The organism is Streptomyces sp. NPDC021100 (genome assembly GCF_044333095.1).
Taxonomy (GTDB): Bacteria; Actinomycetota; Actinomycetes; order Streptomycetales; family Streptomycetaceae; genus Streptomyces.
In genome coordinates, this window is the sequence record NZ_JBIRQH010000002.1 from 576,307 (window position 1) to 595,359 (window position 19,053).

The following is a 19,053-nucleotide window of genomic DNA, read 5'->3' on the forward strand; positions in this document are numbered from 1 at the left end:
CGGGGCCCGCCCCGCCGGTACGCGGCGACGGCCGCGGCCATCCGCTCCACGACCCGGGTCAGGATCGCCTCCGTGGTGGCGAAGTTGATCCGGACGAACCCCTCGCCCGCCGTGCCGCAGTCGCGCCCGTCGACGAGCGTCACCCCGGCCTGGTCCGCGAAGAAGCCCGCGAGGTCCGCCCCGGGCAGGCCGAGGCCGCGGAGATCGGCCCAGCCGAGGTACGTGCCCTCGGGCGGGACGTATCCGGCCTCGGGCAGGTGGGCGGCCAGCAGCTCGCCGAGCAGCCGCCGGTTGCGGTCCAGCCGGGCGAGCACCGCGTCGAGCCACGGGCGTCCCTCCCGGTAGGCGGCGACGGCGGCCACCGCGCCCGGGGTGGCCGTCCCGTCGGTGGCCAGCCGGCCGAGCCGCGCCCACCGCTCCCGGTCGGCGTCGTTGTGGAGCAGCATCTGGGCGCACTTCAGGCCGGCGAGGTTCCACGCCTTGGACGCCGAGGTGGCCGTCAGGGTGTGCAGCGCGGCGGCCTCCGACAGGGAGGCGTACGGGGTGTGCCGCCGCCCGGCGAGCACCAGCGGGGAGTGCACCTCGTCGGAGAAGACCCGGCCCTGACGGCTCGTCACCAGCTGGCAGACGGCGTGGAGTTCGGCGGGCTCCATGACCCGTCCCGTCGGGTTGTGCGGGTTGCACAGCAGGAGCAGGTGCCCGCCTGCGGCGAAGGCGGCGTCCAGCGCGTCGAGGTCGAGGGCGTACCGGCCGCCGGCCGTCCGGGCCATGGGGACCTGGAGGACGTCGCGGCCCAGCAGCCGCGGGACGACCAGGAACGGCGTGTAGGCGGGCACCGGCACGATCACCGGGGAGCCGGGGCGGGAGAAGTGCTCGACGGCGACGTGCAGCGCCCGGACCACGTCGGGCAGCAGCCGGACGTCGCCCCCGTCCACGTCCCAGCCGTGGCTCTCCCGCTGCCAGGCGGCGCAGGCCGCGCCCGCCTCGGCGGCCAGGGACGGGGTGAGGTAGCCGAGCACGTCCCGGTCGACGGCGGCGCGCAGCGCGGCGAGGACCGGCGGGGCGGTGCCGTAGTCGGTCTCGGCGGCGCAGGCGCCGAGACCGTCCGGTCCGGCCGTCTCCCACTTGAGCCGGCCCGGGCGGCGGAGCGCGTCGGCATCCGCGTCGGCGTCGGCTCCGGCCGCGTACCGGACGCTCATTCGGTCAGGACGTGCTGTCCGGCGGCCATGCTCGCCTCCCAGTTGCGCCCGTCGAACTCCACGAACTCGATGTGCTCGGCGGCCTCCAGGTCCAGGCAGCGCGCGTTGACGCTGAAGTAGCCGGTGGGGTGCGAGCGGGGGCGGTAGAAGGGCATGATGCCGCAGACCGCGCAGAAGGTGTGGTCCGCGATCCGGTTGCCGAACCGGTACGGCTTGAGGAACTCCTGCCCCCGGTGCAGCTCGAACCGCTCCTCCGGGACCATCAGTTCCTGGTGCCCGGACTTGTAGCAGATGCCGCAGTTGCACAGGGTGATGGTGAGGTTGCGGCTGGCGGCGGCGGAGAACGCCACGCCCCCGCAGTGGCAGGAGCCCTCGTACCAGACGCGCTCGATCTCGCGCGCGGCGTCGGTCCCGTCGTGGTCAGCCGGCACGGTGGTCCACCCCCGCCAGGGCGTGCGCGCCGGTGCTCCCGGCCAGGCCGTCGAGCGAGGGCAGGGCCGTGGTCATCGGCAGGTCCGGGTGCGGGCGCAGCGAGTCGTGGGCGTGCGAGACGTGCCCCGGCCCGGCGGGCTTGCGGGTGAAGAAGATCAGCATGTCCCGGGTCGCGGGGAGTTCGGGGTCGACGGCGATCACGGGCGAGACGCTGTGCTTCCGCTCGTGGTCGACGAGCAGGAGGGTGTCGAGGAAGTGGCGGTGCCGCTCCTCGCCGAGCAGCAGCCCGGGGTCGGCCTCGTGCCAGCGGGCGGCGTTGGCCTCGCGCATGTCGTGGATGAACGTCGCCGCGCTGTCGTCGGTCATATTGGTGCTGCCGAGCAGGGTGGTCATGGTGTGGTCCACGCCGTCGCTGTGCACCCCCTCCAGCGCCGGCTCGCCCTGGAGCCGGGCGTCGGTGATGGTGCGCAGGTTGAACAGGGTGCAGATCCACTGCGGCGACGCGTAGTCGAGGTACGGGCGGTGGGCCATCGCGACGTCCTCGATCACCAGGAACTTGAAGGCGAGCAGCGCCTGGAAGGCGGTGTTCTGCTGGAGGTCGTCGCGCACCTCCTCGAAGACCCGCAGTTCGCCCGAGTCGTGCCGGACGAAGTCCTCCTCCTTGGAGAGGACGAACGGCTGGAACTCCAACCGGCGCGCCCGCCGTTCCACCGGGTCGAGGCAGAACCGGCCGTTGCGCGACTTGCGGAACGGCAGGGTGGGGTCGTCCCGCAGGCCGTCGCTCACGTGCTTCAGCCGTTCCAGGTCCGCGTCGGAGGCGCCCAGGAACCTGAGGATCTCCGTCATCCGCGCGCCCTCGACGAAGACCGCCCGGTCGCGTACGTACCGGGATCTGACGTCCGCTATTTCGGAGACGGCGTCGACTGTGAATTCCGAGGTTGTCACTCGACCTCCATGGTGATGGGTCGGACGAGGGCAGGCCGTCACCATGACCGCGGCCCCGCATTCCGCGGTCAACGTAGGGAGGGCGGGAATGCCGTGTCAAGTGTCGTCATATTCCGCACGGTTATCGGGAAGGGGCCGTGAAACGACGTCGACGAGCGCGTCGACACCGCGTCCACAACGCGTTGACGTTTCGTCGACGGACCGCTGCTAGCTTTTCGGCCCGACAGCGAAATTGCCGTCCGTACCGGAGAAAAGCTAGGGGTGCTCGTGGCGAAAGAGAGCCGTACGGCGATCGGCTTCGAAGAGGGCCGCAACGACGGCGCCAAGTGGTTCGGCGACCTCACCCGCTCGCGGTTCGCGGGGCCCGTCACGCCGCACCACCGGGTGCTGTCCCGGGAGGTCTCGCCGGAGACGCTCGCCGTGCACGCGGGGACGTACGAGGACCCGGTGACGGGCGCGGTGGGCACCCCGGTCTTCCAGACCAGCACCTTCCTGCTGGACGACGCCAGCTACGCGGCCTTCTCCGACGGAACCTCCCGCGACGTCCCCATCTACACCCGGTACGGCAACCCCTCGCAGTGGTCCGTGCAGGAGAAGATCGCCGCCCTGGAGGGCAGCCGCAGCGCGCTGGTGACGTCCTCCGGGATGAGCGCCACGGCCAGCACGATCTACGCCCTGACCAACGCGGGCAGCCACATCGTCTCGGCCTACGACGTCTACGGCGGCACCTACAACCTGCTGCGCGAGGACATGCCGTCGGCCGGCCGCGAGGTGACGTTCGTCGACCCCTGCGACCTGGACGCGGTCCGCGCGGCGATCCGCCCGGAGACCCAGCTGCTGTTCTTCGAGACGCTGACCAACCCGCTGCTGAAGGCGCCGTCGGTGCGCGGCCTCGCGGAGATCGCGAAGGAGGCCAACGCCCTCCTCGTGGTGGACAACACCTTCCTCACCCCGGTCAACATGCGCCCCCTGGAGCTCGGCGCGGACGTCGTCGTGCACAGCGCCACCAAGTACCTCGCCGGCCACAGCGACCTGACCGCCGGCGCGGTCGTCGGCCGGCGCAAGTTCCTGGACCGCATCTGGGCGCAGGCGCTGCGCTTCGGCGGCACCCTGGAACCGCTCGCCGCCTTCCTCCTCGAAAGGGGAATGAAGACCCTTCCGCTGCGCGTCCGCGCGCAGAACGCCAACGCCCGGGAAGTGGCGCGTTTCCTGGCCGGGCACGAACGCGTCGCGGCCGTTCACCACCCGGAACTCGGCGGCCCCCGCTATGCCGGCCTGGAACACGCGGACTACGGCGGTTTCGGCGGCATGGTGAGTTTCGAGGTGCGCGGTGGTGACGAGGCCGCACTGGAATTCATGAAGAAACTCCGGATTCCCTATGTGGCGACGAGCCTGGGCGGCGTCGAATCCCTGGTGAGCATGCCGAGCAATACCTCGCACAGTTCGCTCACCGCCCGCCAGCGGTCCCGGATCGGCATCAATCCCGGCCTGGTCCGGTTCTCGGTGGGCATCGAGAACGTCCGCGATCTGGTCCGGGACCTGGACGAGGCGCTCGGCGCTCCGGCAGAGGAGGACATGCGATGAGGAACAGCTTCAACACGGCCGGCTTCAGCGAAGTGGTCCACGAGATCCGCAACGACCCCGCCGAGGCGGCGTTCCGCTACTCGGCCGAGGCGCAGTCCTCGCCGTACCGGGGGCTGTCGGCGAAGATCGGTCCCGCGCTGTTCGGCACGGTGAAGTCGGCGCGCCGCTTCTCGGTGGAGCTCCGGGACGTCTCCGACGCGCCCGGCGCCGAGGGTCCGCTGCCGATGCACCTGGCCCTCACCGGCGTCGCCTCCTGCGCGCTGACCACGCTGGTCGGCGGCGGCAGCGCCCAGTCGGTGGTCTTCGAGAGCGCCGACATGGACATCGCCTGGGACGGCGGCGCGGTGACGAGCCGGATCGACGTCGGCGGGGTGCCGGACGACGAGACGGTCGCCGAACTCGTCGGCCAGGTCGAGCAGTTCAGCCCCAACTACACCACCCTGACCCGCCCGGTCCCGGTCGCCCTGCGGTACGGGCCGGACGCCGCCCCGGCGCACACCGCCACGACGGAGGGCGCGCCGGCCACCGGCCGCCCGGCCGCCTGCCGGGTCCGCTGGATCAGCGGCACCCAGCTCGCGTCCGTCCCGCTGGACCAGGAGCCGGGCGACCAAGCGCCGGGCGATCAGGAGCCGGGCGGCGAACTGCGTGTGGACGCGCCCAAGCAGCTGACCGGCGTCGACTGGGGTCCGAACCCGCAGGAGTACCTGCTGATGGGCCTCGCCGCCGACGTCGCCTCGCACCTGGGCCGGATCGCCCGTGAGCTCACCGGCCGGGCCGTGACGTGGCGGGTCACCGTCCGCGGCACGGAGGACGTCGGAGGGCTGCTCCAGGCGGACCCGTCGGCCGTCGTCCAGCTCCAGGACATGGAGTGCGCCGTGTCGGACGCGGCGGGGCTCTCCGGCGCGGAGCTGGAGAAGGCCGCCGCGGCGGCGTGGGCCGCGTCCGAGGTGCGGTACCTGATCGAGGCAGCCCCGGCCGTCCGGCTGGCCTCGCACCGGGTGGAGTCGTGTCCGGCATGAACCGAGACGGCGCCCTCCGCGTCCTCGCCGTCGGCGCGGGACCGGCCAACCTGAGCCTGGCCGCCCTGGCCGAGCCGGTCGACGGCCTCCGCGTCACCGCCCTGGAGGCCCGCGACTCCGTCGCCTGGCACCCCGGCCTGCTCTGGACCGACTCCCGGCTCCAGGTCAGCGCGGTGAAGGACCTGGTCACCCTGGTCGATCCGCGCAGCCGCTTCGGCTTCCTGAGCTTCCTGCACGAGCGGGGCCGGCTGTACCGGCACCTGATCGCCGCCGCCGACCACGTCAGCCGCAAGGAGTTCGACCAGTACTTCACCTGGGCCGCCCAGCAGTTGGACGTCCGGCTCGGCGAGCGGGTCGAGGCGGTGGAGCACGACGGCGACGGGTTCGCCGTCCGCACCGGCCGCCGCGTCCACCGGGCCGACCACGTGGTCCTCGGCGTCGGCCGGACCCCGTACGTCCCCGACTTCGCCCGCGGCGTCACCGGCCGCCGCCTGTGGCACGCCGCCGACCACCTCGGCCGGGAGGACCGGCTGGACGGCCGGGACGTGCTGCTGGTCGGCGGCGGGCAGAGCGCGGCGGAGGTGGCGCTCGACCTGATGTCCGGCCGGGCCGGGCTGCCGCGCCGGCTGACCTGGGTCACCGGGCGCGAGGGCTTCGCCCCGCTGGACGACTCGCCGTTCGCCGACGAGTGGTTCAACCCGCGCTACGTCGAGTACTTCCGCGAGCTCCCGGCCGGCCGGCGCGCCGCCCTGCTGGAGCGGCAGCGGTCCGCCGGCACCGGGATCACCCGCGAGCTGCTGGCCCGGGTGTACGAGCGGCTGTACGCGCTCGACTACCTCACCGACGGTCCGTTCACCCACGACCTGCTGGCCGGGGTGCGGCTCACCGGGCTCGCGGACGCCGACGGCGGGTTCCGCGCCGAGCTGGAGGACACCGTCACCGGCGGCCGGCGCGCCCTGTCCTGCGACACGGTCGTCCTGGCCACCGGCTACCGCACCGAAATCCCGTCCTGCATGGACGGATTGCGCGACCGGATGCCCGTCACCGACGACGGCTACGCGGTCGAGGCCGACTACCGGGTGCGCTGGGAAGGACCCGACCGGCACCGGATCTACGTCCAGGGCGCGGCGCGGCACACCCACGGCGTGGCCGACCCCAACCTGTCGCTGGCCGCCTGGCGTTCGGCCGTGATCCTCAACAGCCTGCTGGGCCGGGAGCACTACGACCTCAAGGCGGACGAGTCGGCCCTCGGGCCCCGGGACCGCGTGGGGGACCGCCCGTGACCGCCGAAGCGCGCCCGCGCCTCTACCGCGAGGTGTTCGCCGTCCCGGGCATGACCCGCTCGGTGCTGCTGATGTTCGTGGCCCGGCTGCCGGTCACGGCGATGGGGCTGACTCTGACCCTGCACGTGGTCAACGGGCTGCACCGGGGCTATGTGGCCGCCGGTCTCGTCGCGACCTCCACCACCGTCGGCACGATGGTCGGCGCGCCGGCGGTCGGCCGGGCCCTGGACCGGCACGGCCTGCGGCCGGTGGTCGCGGTCTGCGCCACGGTCGCCACCGCGTACTGGATCGGCGTCCCCTGGCTGCCGTACGAGGCCCTGCTGGTCGCCGCGTTCCCGGCGGGCGCGCTGGTGATCCCGGTGAGTTCGCTCTCCCGGCAGGTCATCACGGCGCTGGTGCCGGAGGACCGGCGGCGGACGGCGTTCTCGGTGGACGCCGTCGCGATGGAGACGTCCTTCATCGTCGGCCCGGCCGTCGGCATCTACCTGGCCACCCAGTTCTCCAGCCGGCTCGCCCTGACGGTGATCGGCGCGGTCGTCGCCGTGACGGCGGTGCTGCTGTACGTGCAGAATCCGCCTCTGCGCGGCAAGAAGGAGGCGGCGGCGGCCGCCCCGGACGGCCCGCGGACCTGGCTCGACGGGCGCATGACGGCCACGCTGCTGATCTCCATGGGCGTGCTGTTCGTGCTCGGCGGGACGGAACTGGCCCTGGTGGCCGTGCTCCGGGCCGGCGGCGAGACCGCCTGGACCGGGGTGGCGGTCGCCATCCTGGCCCTGGGGTCCATCGTCGGCGGCGTCGTCCACGGCGCCCTGCCCCGCTCGCTGCCGCAGTCCGCGCTGATGGCGCTGCTGTCCCTGCTGGTGATCCCCGCCGGCCTGGTCTCCGGACCGTGGTGGCTGCTCGGACTGGCCCTGGTGCCCATGCAGTTGGTGTGCGCGCCGACGCTGGCGGCCATCGCCGAGAGCGTCAGCCGGCTCGCGCCGCCGCACGCCCGCGGCATGGCCATGGGCCTCCAGGACTCGGCGACCCGGCTCGGCGGCGCCCTGAGCTCCCCCGCGATCGGCTTCGTCATGGACCGCTCGTCGCCCGGCTGGGGCTTCGCGGCCTCCGGCGCCGGCGGGCTGCTGCTCGTGGCCGCCGCCGGGGTGTGCGCGGGCGGCGCGCGGATCCGTACCCGGCCGGCGGCCGAGCGGCCGCCCACAGACCTCCCCACCACTGAACCCTCCATCGGAATGGACAGGTGACGACAATGACGACGACGGACACGGACGCCGCGTCCTGGGCGGCCTCCGCCCGCATCTACAACTCTGCCGTCGCCGCGTGGGCGATCGGCGCGGCCTGGGAGGTGGGCGCGCTCGACGAGCTCCAGGAGCGCGGCTCCCTGGACACGGCCGACTTCGCCGCCCGCCACGACCTCGACCCGGCGTCCACGCTGGGCATGTTCCGGGCGCTCGCCTCGGTCGGCGTCGTCCGCCGGGACGGCACCCGGGTGGTGCCGGCGGAGGACTTCGCCGAGATCCAGCGCACCCGCTCCCTCTTCCACTGGCTGGTGCGCGGCAGCGGCGAGCTGTTCCGCCAGATGCCGTCGGTGCTCCGCAACGAGAACCGCGTCGGCACCTTCTACCAGCGCGATCCCGTCGCCATCGCCCGCTCCTGCAAGGAGATCAGCGTCTTCTGCTACGACCCGTGGTTCTGGCGGGCGATGGAGGGCCTGGACTTCGACGTCCGGGTGGCGGCCGACCTGGGCTGCGGCAGCGGCGAGCGGCTGATGCAGATTCTGCGCCGGCACCCCGACGCCCGCGGCCTGGGCGTGGACATCGCCGGGGACTCGCTGAAGGTGGCGGCGGCCGACGCGGCGGACGCCGGTCTCGCCGGCCGGCTGTCCTTCGTCGAGGCGGACATGCTGACCATGGACCCGCGCCCCGAGTTCACCGAGGTGGACCTGCTGACCTGCTTCATGGCCGGGCACGACTTCTGGCCCCGCGAGCAGTGCGTGGCGACCCTCACCAGGCTCCGCGAACTCTTCCCGAACGCCCGCCGGTTCCTGCTCGGCGACGCCACCCGCTCGGTGGGCGTGCCCGACGCGGAGATGCCGGTGTTCATGCTCGGCTTCGAGGTGGCGCACGACCTGATGGGCACCTTCATGCCCACCATGGCCGACTGGGAGGGCGTCTTCGCGGAGAGCGGCTGGCGGCTGCGGCACAAGCACGACATCGGCATGGTCGCCAACGAGGTCATCTTCGAACTCGAACCCCGGTGACCGCCGGGGCGACCACGGCATGACGGGACGACGGCCGGCGGGCCACCAGAGTGAACAGGCGTGAACAGGCGTGAAGCGAGGGCCGATGACGGCGAAGAGTGACGGGACGGAGGGCGGCGAGATGCGCGAAGTACCGCTCGTGCACGAGGTGTTCGAGGAGCGGGCCCGCCGGTACCCGGACGAGCGGGCCGTGGTCTGCGGCACCGACGCGCTCAGCCGGGCGGAGCTCGACGCCCGGGCCAACCGGCTGGCCCGGTACCTCATCGCCCGGGGCGTCGGACCGGAGACGCGGGTGGCGGTGGTGCTGCCCCGCTCGGCGGACGCGCTGGTGGCGCTGTTCGCGGTGCTCAAGGCCGGCGGCACGTACGTCCCGGTGGACCCCGCCCAGCCGGCCGGCCGGATCGCGTCCGTGGTCCGGGCGGCGGACTGCGCGGTGGTGCTGGACGGTCCACTGAACCAGACCGGCCTCTCCGGCCTCCCGGACACCCCCGTCACCGACGCCGACCGTCGCGCGCCCCTGGACCCCGCCCACGCCGCGTACGTCGTCCACACCTCGGGCTCGACCGGCACGCCCAAGGGCGTCGTCGTCGAACACCGCGCCCTGGCCGCCCTGTTGCACCACCACGTCGCCCCGCAGTACGCGAAGGTGGCGGCCGGCGACCGGCTGCGGGTCGCCCTGGTCTCCCCGCTCGCCTTCGACGCGTCCTGGGACCCGGTGCTGGCCATGGTCGCCGGCCACGAGCTGCACCTGCTGGACGACGACACCCGCCGCGACCCGGCCGCGCTCACCGCGTACGTGACCCGGCACGGCGTGGACGTCGTCGACCTCACCCCGTCCCACCTGGAGCAGCTGCTGCCGCACGGCCTGGTCCGCGACCCGGCCGCCCGGCCCCGGCTCGTCGTTCTCGGCGGCGAGGCGCTGCCCGAACCGCTGTGGCGCGAGCTGCGCGCCACCTCCGGCATCACCGCGCACAACCTGTACGGCCCCACCGAGTGCGTGGTGGACGCGCTGTGGGCGGCGTCCGACGCGGCGGAGGACGTGGTGATCGGCCGGCCGGTCGCACACGGCGACGCCTACGTGCTGGACGGCCGCCTGCGGCCGGTCCCGGACGGCGAGGCGGGCGAACTGTACGTCTCCGGAGCCGGGTTGGCGCGTGGCTACCTGGGCCGGCCCGGCGCGACGGCGGCCCGGTTCGTGGCCGACCCGTTCGCGCCCGGACGGATGTACCGGACCGGCGACCTCGTCCGGCGGGGCGCCGACGGCCTGGTGCGCTACGTGGGCCGGGCCGACGACCAGGTGAAGGTCCGGGGCTTCCGGATCGAGCCGGGCGAGGTGGAGGCGGTCCTCCGCGAGCACCCGGCGGTGGCGGCGGCGGCCGTGCGCGCGCACCGGTTCGGGGAGGGCGACCGCCGGCTGGTCGCGTACGTCGTGCCGGCCGGCGAGGTCACCCCGTCCGACGTGCGGCGGTTCGCGGCCGACCGGCTGCCGGAGCACCTCGTCCCGGCCTCGGTCACCCTGCTGGACGCGCTGCCGCTGACCCCCAACGGCAAGCTCGACCGCGCGGCGCTCCCCGACCCCGGTCCGGTGGCGGCGGCCACCGGCGGCCGGGAGGCGCGCACCGACGCCGAGCGGGTGCTGTGCGCGCACTTCGCGGCGGTGCTGGGGGTGGAGCGGGTGGGTGCCGACGCCTCGTTCTTCGAGCTGGGCGGCGACTCGCTGCTGGCGATGCGGCTGGTCGGCCGGGTCGGCGCCGCCCTCGGGGCGCGCCCGTCCGTCCGGGACGTCTTCGACGCCCCGACGCCGGCCGCGCTCGCCGCACGGCTCGCGGACGCTCCCGAGCGGCCCGCCGCCCCGCTGACGGCCGGCCCCCGCCCGGATCCCGTCCCGCTGTCGTCCGCGCAGCGGCGGCTGTGGTTCCTCGACCGCCTGGAGGGCCCGAGCCCGACGTACAACGTCCCGCTGGTCTCCCGGCTTTCGGGTCCCCTGGACGCCGGCGCCCTGCGGGCGGCGCTGCGGGACGTGGTGGCGCGGCACGAGAGCCTGCGGACGGTCTTCCCGGAGCTCGACGGGCAGCCCGTGCAGCACGTCGTGCCGGTCGACGAGGCGGTCCCCGAGCTGGAGACCGTACACCTCGGCGCCTCCGCCCTCGACGCGCGGCTGGAGGAGGACGCCCGGCGGACGTTCGACCTCTCCCGCGAACTCCCGGTACGGGCGTGGCTGTACGGAGTCGGGCCCGGCGAGCACACGTTGCTGCTGCTGGTGCACCACATCGCCACGGACGGCTGGTCGCTGGACCCGCTCGTCCGGGACCTGGGCGAGGCGTACGCCGCCCGCGTCCGGGGTGAGGCACCGGGCCGGGCCCCACTGCCCGTCCAGTACGCCGACTACACCCTCTGGCACCGCGACCTGCTCGGCGACCCCGCCGACCCCGACAGCCCGGCCGCCCGCCAACAGGCATTCTGGACCCAGGCGTTGGAGGGCATACCCGACGAGCTCGGCCTCCCCTTCGACCGGCCGCGCCCGGCCGTCGCCTCCTACCGGGGCGGGACGGCCGACTTCCACCTGGACGCGGAGGTCCACCGGCGGCTCGCCGGGCTGGCGCGGCGGCGCGGGGTGACGACGTTCATGGTGTTCCAGGCGGCCCTGGCCCTGCTGCTGGCGAAGCTCAGCGGCGGCACGGACATCCCCGTCGGCACGCCCGTCGCCGGACGCTCGGACGAAGCCCTCGACGATCTCGTCGGCTTCTTCGTCAACACCCTCGTCCTCCGCACCGACCTGAGCGGCGACCCGACCTTCGACGAGCTCCTCGCCCGCGTCCGCGACACCGACCTCGCGGCCTTCGCCCACCAGGACATCCCCTTCGAGCAGGTCGTGGAGGCGGTCAACCCGGTGCGCTCGCTGGCCCGGAACCCGCTGTTCCAGGTGTCGCTGACGATGAACGAGCCGGACACCGCGCTGTCCCTGCCGGGGCTCGCGGTGACCGGGCGGCGGCCGGTGCTGGGCGTGGCCCGGTTCGACCTGAACGTCAACTTCCATGAGCGGAAGGACCATCAGGGGGTCGACGGGCAGATCGAGTACAACGCCGACCTCTTCGACGCGTCCACGGTCGAAGCCATGGCAGCCCGGCTCGTCCGCGTCCTGGCGGCGGTGACGGCGGAGCCCGGCCGGCCGTGCGGCGCGGTCGACGTCCTCTCACCCGAGGAGCGCACGCGGATCCTCGTCGAGTGGAACGCGACCGCGCTCGACGTGCCGGACACCACCCTCCCCGCGCTGCTGGAGGCCCAGACGGCCCGCACCCCCGACGCGCCGGCCGTCCAGGCCGCCACCGGCACCCTGACGTACGCCGAGCTCAACGCCCGGGCCAACCGGCTCGCCCGGCACCTCGTCGGCCTCGGCGTCGGCCCGGAGGCGCTGGTCGCGCTGCGGCTGCCGCGCTCGGCGGACCTCGTGGTCGCCGTCTGGGCGGTCCTGAAGGCCGGTGGCGCCTATCTGCCGATCGACGGGGAGTACCCGGCCGAGCGGAACGCGTTCATGCTGGAGGACGCCCGCCCGACGACGGTCCTCTCCGAGCTGCCCGACGTGTCCCACCTGCCGTCCGGCGACCTCACGGACGCCGAGCGGACCGCCCCGCTGCTGCCCGCGCACCCCTGCTACGTCATCTACACCTCCGGCTCCACCGGCGTGCCGAAGGCCGTGTCGATGCCCGGTGGCGCCCTCGTCAACCTGGTCACCTGGTGGGCGACGATCGAACCGCCCGCCCGCATCGCCCTGTTCTCGGCGACCAGCTTCGACGTCTCGCCGATGGAGCTCCTCATCGCCACCACCTCCGGCGGGTGCGTGCTCGTCCCGGACGACGCGATCCGCAAGGACGCCGAGAAGCTGGTGGCCTGGCTCGCCGAGCACGAGGTGAGCGACCTGACCGTGGTGCCGAACCTGGTGCTGAACTCGGTGTGCGAGGCGGCCCGCGCCGCCGGCACCCGTCTCCCGGCGCTGCGCCACGTCGGCCAGGGGGGCGAGGCCCTCGTCCTCTCGTCGGCCGTCAAGGACCTCTTCGCCGAGGCGGGCGGGCGGCGCCTGGACAACTGCTATGGTCCCACCGAGACGCACATGGCCACCGGCTACCGGATGCCCGCCGACCCGGCGGACTGGCCGGCGGACCCGCCGATCGGCCGGCCCATCGGCAACACCACGGTGTACGTCCTCGACCGGTGGCTCCAGCCCGTCGCCCCGGGCGTGATCGGCGAACTGTACATCGGCGGCGCCCAGCTGGCGCGCGGCTACCTCAACCGGCCCGCGCAGACCGCCGGGCGGTTCGTGGCCGACCCGTTCGGCCCGCCCGGCTCCCGCCTCTACCGCACCGGCGACCTGGTGCGCTGGCGGGCCGACGGGGAGCTGCTGTTCACCGGTCGGGCCGACCACCAGGTGAAGATCCGCGGCTTCCGGATCGAGCTGGGCGAGATCGAGGCGCTGCTGCGGCGCCACCCGGACGTCGCCCAGGTGGCGGTCCTGGCGGTGGCGGACCGGCCGTCGGTCAAGCGGCTCGTCGCGTACGTCGTCCCGAACGGCCCGGCCGCCGGGCCGGAGGCGCTGCGCCGGTACGTCGCCGCGTCCCTGCCGGACTACATGGTGCCGTCGGCGTTCGTCACCCTGGACCGGATGCCGCTGAGCCCCAACGGCAAGCTGGAGCGCCGGCACCTGCCCGCGCCCGCCGCCGAGGCGTCGCGGCGGCCCCGCACCTGGGTGGAGAAGGTGTTGTGCGAGATCTGGTCCGAGGTGCTGGACGCGCCGGGGGCCGGGATCGACGACGACTTCTTCGCGCTGGGCGGGCACTCGCTGACCGCGACCAAGGTGATGAGCCGGGTCCGCGGCAGGCTCCGCGCCGATCTGCCGGTCCGCGCCCTCTTCGAGCGGCCGACGCCGGCCGGGCTCGCCGAGATCGTCGGCACGGCGGGCGCCGCCGGGCACGCCCTGGCGGCGGGGCCGCGCCCGGAGCGCGTCCCGCTGTCGTCCGCGCAGCAGCGGCTGTGGTTCCTCGACCGGCTGGAGGGCCCGAGTCCGACGTACAACAACCCGCTGGTCTCCCGGCTTTCGGGCCCGCTGGACGCCGACGCCCTGCGGGCGGCGCTGCGGGACGTGGTGGCGCGGCACGAGAGCCTGCGGACGGTCTACCCGGAGGCCGACGGACAGCCCGTCCAGCGGATCCTGCCGCCGGACGAGGCGGTCCCGGCGCTGGAGGCCGTACGCCTCGACGCCGCCGCGCTCGACGGGCGACTGCGGGAGGACGCCCGGCGGACGTTCGACCTGACGCGGGAGATCCCGCTGCGGGCGTGGCTGTACGCGCTCGGCCCGGACGAGCACGTGCTGATGGTCGTGGTGCACCACATCGCCTCCGACGGCTGGTCGCTGGAGCCGCTCGTCCGCGACCTCGGCGCGGCGTACACCGCGCGCCGCCGGGGCGAGGCGCCGGAGTGGGCGCCGCTGCCCGTCCAGTACGCCGATTACACCCTTTGGCAGCGCGACCTGCTCGGCGACCCCGCCGACCCCGAGAGCCGGGCCGCCGCGCAACTCGCCTTTTGGAAGGGTGCGTTGCTGGGCATACCCGACGAGATGGGACTCCCCTTCGACCGGCCGCGCCCGGCCGCCGCCTCCTACCGGGGCGGAACCGTCGACCTGTTCGTGGAGGCCGGCGCGCACGCGGGCCTGGCGGAGCTGGCGCGGCGGCGCGGGGTGACGACGTTCATGGTGTTCCAGGCGGCCCTGGCCGTCCTGCTGGGGAAGCTGACCGGCGGTACGGACATCCCCGTCGGCACCCCGGTCGCCGGACGCTCCGACGAGGCCCTCGACGACCTGGTCGGCTTCTTCGTCAACACCGTCGTCCTCCGCAACGACCTGGGCGGCGACCCCACGTTCGACGAGCTCCTCACCCGCGTCCGCGACACCGGTCTCGCCGCCTTCGCCCACCAGGACGTCCCCTTCGAGCAGTTGGTCAGGGAGCTCAACCCGGCGCGTTCGGCGGGGCGGCACCCGCTGTTCCAGGTGATGATGCCGTTCAACAGCAACCTGGCCGACACGGCGGTCCGGCTGCCCGGCCTGGCCGCCGAGCCGCTCGACGAGCCGCTGGAGGTCGCCAAGTTCGACCTCTCGGTGAACCTGCGCGAGGAGTTCGGGCCGGACGGCGAGCCGCTCGGGGTGCGGGGGAACATCGACTACAGCACCGACCTGTTCGACCACGGGACGGTCGTCGCCGTCGCCGAGCGCCTGCATCGCGTCCTGGCCGCCGTCCTCGCCGACCCCGGCGCCCGGCTGTCGGAGATCGACGTGGTCGGGCCGGAGGAGCGGCATCGGCTGCTGACCGGGTGGAACGGCGCCCCGGCCCCCGAACCGGCCGGTGAGGGCGAGCTGTTCGCGCACCGGATGATCGAGGAGCGGGCCGACGGGAATCCCGGCGCGCCGGCCGTCGTCCACCGCGACGCGTCCCTCACCTACGCCGAGCTCAACCGCCGCGCCAACCGGCTGGGCCGGTACCTGATCGCCCGGGGCGCCGGCCCGGAGGACCGGGTGGCGGTGGTGCTCCCCCGCTCGATCGACCTGGTCGTGGCCCTGCTCGCGGTGTGGAAGGCCGGGGCGGCGTACGTGCCGGTGGACCCGGCGTACCCGGCCGAGCGGATCGCCTACCTGCTCGCCGACGCGGCGCCGCGCGTCGTCCTCGACGGGCCGGTGGACACCGGCGCGTACGCCGACGGCGACGTCACCGACGCCGAGCGGACGGCCGCCCTGGACCCGGCCCACCCCGCGTACGTCATCCACACCTCCGGCTCGACCGGCCGCCCGAAGGGCGTCGTCGTCGAACACCGGGCGCTGGCCGCCTACTTGCGCTATCTCCGCACGGCCTACCCGGGCGTCCCGGGGACGAGCACCGTGCACTCGTCGGTGGCCTTCGACCTGACGGTGACGGCGCTGTACGGCCAGCTCGTCAGCGGCGGCCGCGTCCACCTGGCCGAGCTGGGCGAAGACGACGCGCCGCGGCCCGACTTCCTCAAGGCCACCCCCAGCCACCTGGAGCTGCTGGCGTCCCTGCCCGAGCAGGCGTCCCCGGGCGCCTGCCTGGTGATCGGCGGCGAGGCGCTGCACGGCAGGGCGCTCCAGGGGTGGCGGGAGCGGCACCCGGGCGCCTGGGTGGTGAACGCGTACGGGCCGACCGAGTCGACCGTCAACTGCTGCGACCACCGGCTGCCGCCGGGCGCGCCGGCGCCGTCCGGGCCGGTGCCGATCGGCCGGCCGTTCCCCGGCGTCCGGGCGTACGTCCTGGACGGCCGGCTGCGGCCGGCGCCCACCGGCACGGTCGGCGAACTGTACATCGCAGGCGCGCAGTTGGCCCGTGGTTACCTGGACCGGCCCGCGCTGACCGCCGGACGCTTCGTCGCCGACCCGTTCGGCCCGCCCGGCTCCCGCCTGTACCGCACCGGCGACCTGGCGCGGTGGCGGACCGACGGCGTGCTGGAGTTCGCCGGGCGCGCCGACGGCCAGGTGAAGGTGCGCGGGCACCGGATCGAGCTCGGCGAGATCGAGGGCGTGCTCCGCGAGCGGCCGGGCGTGGCCCGGGCCGCGGCGGCGGTGCACCAATCAGGGGACGGCGGCCGGCGGCTGGTCGGCTATGTGGTGCCCGCGCCGGGCGCCGCCCTCGACCAGGAGGAGGTGCGGCGCGACGCCGCGCGGTTCCTGCCCGCCCCGCTGGTCCCGGCCGCCGTGGTCGTCCTCGGCGCACTGCCGCTGACGCCCAACGGCAAGCTCGACCGGGCCGCGCTCCCGGCGCCCGACTTCGCCGGGGCGGCCCGGGGCGGCGCACCGCGCACCGCGCGCGAGGAGCTGCTGTGCGCGCTGTTCACCGAGGTGCTGGAGGTGGAACGGGTGGGTCCTGACGACTCGTTCTTCGACCTGGGCGGGCACTCGCTGCTCGTCGTCCGCCTCGCCGACCGGCTCCGGGCGGCGTGCGGCGTCCACGTCACCATCCGGGACCTGCTGGACGCCCCGACGCCGGCCGCGCTCGCCCGGCGGACGGCCGCCGGCGAGGCCGGCGCGGCGGACCCGCTGGCGCCGCTGCTGCGGCTGCGCGGCGGCACCGGTACCCCGCTGTTCTGCGTCCACCCGGCGGCCGGCACCGGCTGGGTCTACACCGGCCTGCTCCGCTTCCTGGCCCCCGGCCGGCCGGTGTACGCCCTCCAGGCGCCCGGCCTGGGCACGCCGGAGCACACGGCGGGCACGCCGGACGACGTGGTGAAGGACTACCTGGCCCGGATCCGCGAGGTGTGCCCGGACGGGCCGTACGCCCTGCTGGGCTGGTCCGTCGGCGGGCTGATCGCGCACATGCTGGCGGTGCGGCTCCGGGAGGAGGGCGCGGAGGTCCCGCTGCTGGCCCTGCTGGACGCCTACCCCCGCACCCCGGAGGACGCGGGCGGGGAGCAGGACGCCGACGAGGCCTCGGCGCTCCGGGCGCTGGCTTCCTCGCTGGGGCAGGACCTCGCCCCGGACGGCACCCTCGCGGGCACGGCGGACGTGGACGTGGCGTCGCTGGTCCGGGTCTACCGGGAGATGAGCCGCGTGTACGCCGACCCGGTCCTGGGCCGGTTCGACGGTGACGCGGTGCTGTTCCGGGCGGCGGCGGACAAGCCGGACGGCTCGCCGTACACCCCGGAGCTGTGGCGCCCGTACCTGGCCGGGCGGCTCGACGTCCACGCCGTGGACTGCGACCACGGCGGCATGACCCGGCCGGCGCCGCTCGCCGCGATCGGTCCGGAGCTCGACCGGCGGCTGGCCGCTTTGACCCCACACGGCGCGACCGACGCGACCGACCGGAACGACCACCGCGGAGGAATCCGGTGACGACACCCACCGTGCCCACGGCACACCTGCACCACGTCGGGGTCCAGACCTTCGACCTGGACAACTCCCTCGCCTGGTACCGGGACTTCCTCGGCTGCCGGCCGACCTGGACCGCCGAGACCTTCTCGGAGCTGACGCTCAGCCGGCTGCCCGGGGTGTCCCGGATCACCGAGATCGTCGCCGGGGGCGTCCGGCTGCACCTGATCGAGCGCACCACCCGCGTACGGGAGCGCGGGCCCGAGGACCGCGTCCAGTTCCAGCACGTCTGCCTCGCCGTGGACACGCCGGAGGAGCTCGCCCGCCGCCGGGAGCTGTGGCAGGAGCTGTACGCGTCCGGGCGGTACGACTTCCTGCTGCCCGACCCGCCGTCCGGGATCGTCACCGACGCCGAGGGAGTGCGGAGCTTCTACTGCCTCGACGTCAACGGCCTGGAAATCGAGTTCACCTACGTCCCCTCCGTCCCGGGAAGCACCCGATGAGCCGCAACGCGACCGCGGTCGCCCTCTCCCTGCCCGGCGCGCGCGGCTGGGACTTCGGCGACTACCCCTACGCACTCGAACCGCTGACCCTGCCGCACCCCGGCGACCCGTGGCCGCTCGCCCCGGACGCGGGGCCGGAACTCCGGGCGGCCTGCCGGGAGTTGCTGGCCGCCGCCGACGAGGGGGCCCTGCTCACCGAACCGGTGACGGAGGAGGGGCTGGAACGCCTCTTCTGGTTCCGGTGGATCACCGGGCACCACATCTCGTTCGTCCTCTGGCGGCTCGTCGCCGCCGCCCTCGACCGGCTCGGCGCGGGCGAGGAGGAGGACCTGGCGACGGCCCGGGAGATCCACCACCACGTCCGGGCGTACAGCGCCATGATGCTGTACACCGGATCCAGCACTCCCGCCGTCTACAACGCGGTCATCCGGCCGAGCATGTACCGGCTGCACAGCACGTTCAGCGGCACCTGGGCGGCCGACTTCCCGGCCGTGCGCAGCCTGTTCCGCGGCCGGAAGGTGCCGCCGGTGCCGGCGGGCGAGGCCGGCGCCCTGGTGCGGGAGGTGGCGCTCGGCCACCGGATCCACCTGGGGACCGCCGCCAAGCTGGTCGCCGACGGTCGGTCGCTGCTCCAGCACCTGGTCGACAACCCGCCCGAGCGGCAGCCCCGGATGTGGACGAGCGTCTTCGACTGCTACTTCCTCACCCTGCGCGCCCCGGTCGCCGGCCAGGAGGTGCTGGCCCAGCTCCTGCGCCGCTGCAAGGCGGTGGCGATGGACCTGACGACGAACGGGCTCTACCCGTCCGTCGCCCACTACCCCGGGCCCGCCCCGGACGAGCTGTGCACGCCGGACGTCCTGGCCTGCGAGAACGAGCTCACCGACATCGTGCTCCGCACGGCCGCGCTGGCCACCGCCGCCGGCGCCGAGCCCACGGGCACCGGACCGACGAGCCCCCGAAGGAACGGCTGA

The 19,053-nt window shown here is 74.5% G+C and carries 10 protein-coding genes and 1 pseudogene; 8 read left to right on the top strand and 3 right to left on the bottom strand.

From position 1 onward, the window contains the following. Nucleotides 1-53: 53 nt before the first annotated feature. The 3 genes and pseudogenes from ACH4PU_RS06055 to ACH4PU_RS06065 form a co-directional block, all read right to left on the bottom strand. A pseudogene (locus ACH4PU_RS06055) lies at nt 54-1,199 on the bottom strand (MalY/PatB family protein); the annotation flags it as partial. After that, a complete protein-coding gene (locus ACH4PU_RS06060; RefSeq protein ID WP_398266687.1) occupies nt 1,196-1,630 on the bottom strand; it encodes a GFA family protein in 435 nt (144 codons plus the stop codon). The gene ACH4PU_RS06060 and the pseudogene ACH4PU_RS06055, both read right to left, overlap by 4 nt. Next, complete coding sequence (locus ACH4PU_RS06065) at nt 1,620-2,576, bottom strand: 2OG-Fe dioxygenase family protein (RefSeq protein WP_398266690.1); 957 nt, start codon at nt 2,574-2,576, stop codon at nt 1,620-1,622. Before ACH4PU_RS06065 ends, ACH4PU_RS06060 begins: the two co-directional genes overlap by 11 nt. A gap of 267 nt (nt 2,577-2,843) precedes the next feature. Between ACH4PU_RS06065 and ACH4PU_RS06070 the strand changes: the two genes are divergently transcribed. The 8 genes from ACH4PU_RS06070 to ACH4PU_RS06105 all read left to right on the top strand — a co-directional run bounded on the left by ACH4PU_RS06070 (nt 2,844) and on the right by ACH4PU_RS06105 (nt 19,053). Next, nucleotides 2,844-4,160: a trans-sulfuration enzyme family protein gene (locus ACH4PU_RS06070; protein ID WP_398266693.1), complete on the top strand. Its 1,317-nt coding sequence runs from the start codon at nt 2,844-2,846 to the stop codon at nt 4,158-4,160. Further along, nucleotides 4,157-5,179: an OsmC family protein gene (locus ACH4PU_RS06075; protein ID WP_398266696.1), complete on the top strand. Its 1,023-nt coding sequence runs from the start codon at nt 4,157-4,159 to the stop codon at nt 5,177-5,179. Before ACH4PU_RS06070 ends, ACH4PU_RS06075 begins: the two co-directional genes overlap by 4 nt. After that, complete coding sequence (locus tag ACH4PU_RS06080; RefSeq protein WP_398266699.1) at nt 5,176-6,462, top strand: lysine N(6)-hydroxylase/L-ornithine N(5)-oxygenase family protein; 1,287 nt, start codon at nt 5,176-5,178, stop codon at nt 6,460-6,462. The genes ACH4PU_RS06075 and ACH4PU_RS06080 overlap by 4 nt, the downstream gene beginning before the upstream one ends. Then, the gene (locus ACH4PU_RS06085; protein WP_398266702.1) at nt 6,459-7,706 is read left to right on the top strand and encodes an MFS transporter; all 1,248 of its coding nucleotides are present in this window, start codon (nt 6,459-6,461) and stop codon (nt 7,704-7,706) included. Before ACH4PU_RS06080 ends, ACH4PU_RS06085 begins: the two co-directional genes overlap by 4 nt. Before the next feature lie 5 nt (nt 7,707-7,711). Further along, nucleotides 7,712-8,722 carry a class I SAM-dependent methyltransferase gene (locus tag ACH4PU_RS06090; protein WP_398266705.1) on the top strand — a complete coding sequence of 337 codons (1,011 nt, stop codon included), beginning with the start codon at nt 7,712-7,714 and terminating at the stop codon, nt 8,720-8,722. An 85-nt stretch (nt 8,723-8,807) separates the two neighbouring features. After that, nucleotides 8,808-17,603: an amino acid adenylation domain-containing protein gene (locus tag ACH4PU_RS06095; protein ID WP_398266709.1), complete on the top strand. Its 8,796-nt coding sequence runs from the start codon at nt 8,808-8,810 to the stop codon at nt 17,601-17,603. Continuing rightward, the gene (locus ACH4PU_RS06100; protein ID WP_398266711.1) at nt 17,600-18,082 is read left to right on the top strand and encodes a VOC family protein; all 483 of its coding nucleotides are present in this window, start codon (nt 17,600-17,602) and stop codon (nt 18,080-18,082) included. The genes ACH4PU_RS06095 and ACH4PU_RS06100 overlap by 4 nt, the downstream gene beginning before the upstream one ends. After that, nucleotides 18,079-19,053, top strand: coding sequence for a hypothetical protein (locus ACH4PU_RS06105; protein ID WP_398266713.1), 975 nt, complete (start codon nt 18,079-18,081; stop codon nt 19,051-19,053). The genes ACH4PU_RS06100 and ACH4PU_RS06105 overlap by 4 nt, the downstream gene beginning before the upstream one ends.